Origin of the sequence: Streptomyces sp. NPDC004658 (genome assembly GCF_040609555.1) — a bacterium.
Lineage (GTDB): Bacteria > Actinomycetota > Actinomycetes > Streptomycetales > Streptomycetaceae > Streptomyces.
This window is the reverse complement of record NZ_JBEXKG010000460.1, coordinates 1-1010: the sequence shown is the minus strand read 5'-3', so window position 1 is coordinate 1010 and position 1010 is coordinate 1. Positions and strand designations below refer to the sequence as shown.

The following is a 1010-nucleotide window of genomic DNA, read 5'->3' as shown; positions in this document are numbered from 1 at the left end:
GGGCGGACAGCGCCGCCAGCGCCATCAGCACCGGCACCGCCGGCAGGGCGCTCATCTTGGTCGCCGTGGCCGCGCCCAGCGCCGCCCCCGCCAGCGGCAGGTACGGCACGGGGCGGTGCCGGGCCCGCCACGTCAGCCAGGCCGAGGTCAGGACGAACCCGGCCGCCGGCAGGTCGAGCGTGGCCAGGGAACCGTGCGCGATCACGTCGGGCGAGAACGCGTACAGGGCGAGCGCGACCAGGCCGCCCGCCGTACCCGTCAGGTCCCGGGCGAAGGCGAACACCACCAGCCCGCACAGGAGCGTCAGCGCGATCACCGGCAGCCGCGCCCACAGCATCAGCCGCCAGGGGTCGTTGCCCGACGCGTACAGCAGGTGCCGGCCCACCTGCCCCTGGTCGCCGCCGTACGACGGGTCGTAGTGCGGGTCCGCCACCGCGACCCCGGCCGCGATCAGCAGCTTCCCGAGCGGTGGATGCTCCGGGTTGTAGCGCACCCGGTGCTCGCGCAGCGAGTCGGTGGCCGTGGCGACGTACACCGGCTCGTCGATGGTGGGGGTCTGCTGCACCGCCGTGGTGACCATCGCCGCGGCCATCTGCCCGAGGAGCAGCACGACCAGGAGCGGCGGCAGCCACCGCCGGTGCCGGCGCAGCCGGCCCCACCGGCCCGGCAGGCCCTGCCGTACCGGGCCCGGGGCGGGAGCCTCGGGGAGGAGAACCGGGTGCTGCACGCGCGCCATCATCCGTCCCGCGGCGGACGGGGCCGTACGGGGACGGGAGGGCTCGGGGGGCCGGTCACGGCCCCACCGTCGCACCACTGCCGTCCCCGCGGCCGTCACCGCCGCACGAGTCGCACCGACAGACCTTCTGCCGTGTACACGGGTACGGCCCGCAGCCGGTCGGAGTTCACCTCGATCCGCTGGAACCTTCCGGCCGCCCGGGGCGCGGCGAGCACCGGCAGCACACTGCCCGCGGCCGGCGGCCGCTTCGCGTCCAGCCGCAGCGCCAGCACGG

The 1010-nt window shown here is 76.5% G+C and carries 1 protein-coding gene; it reads right to left on the bottom strand.

Features of this window, described 5'->3' with window-relative positions; genetic code table 11:
* Positions 1–739, bottom strand: a 739-nt coding sequence (locus tag ABZV94_RS42165) for a phospholipid carrier-dependent glycosyltransferase (RefSeq protein ID WP_356350484.1), incomplete at its 3' end; no start/stop codon positions are given.
* Between the last annotated feature and the right edge of the window lie 271 nt (positions 740–1010).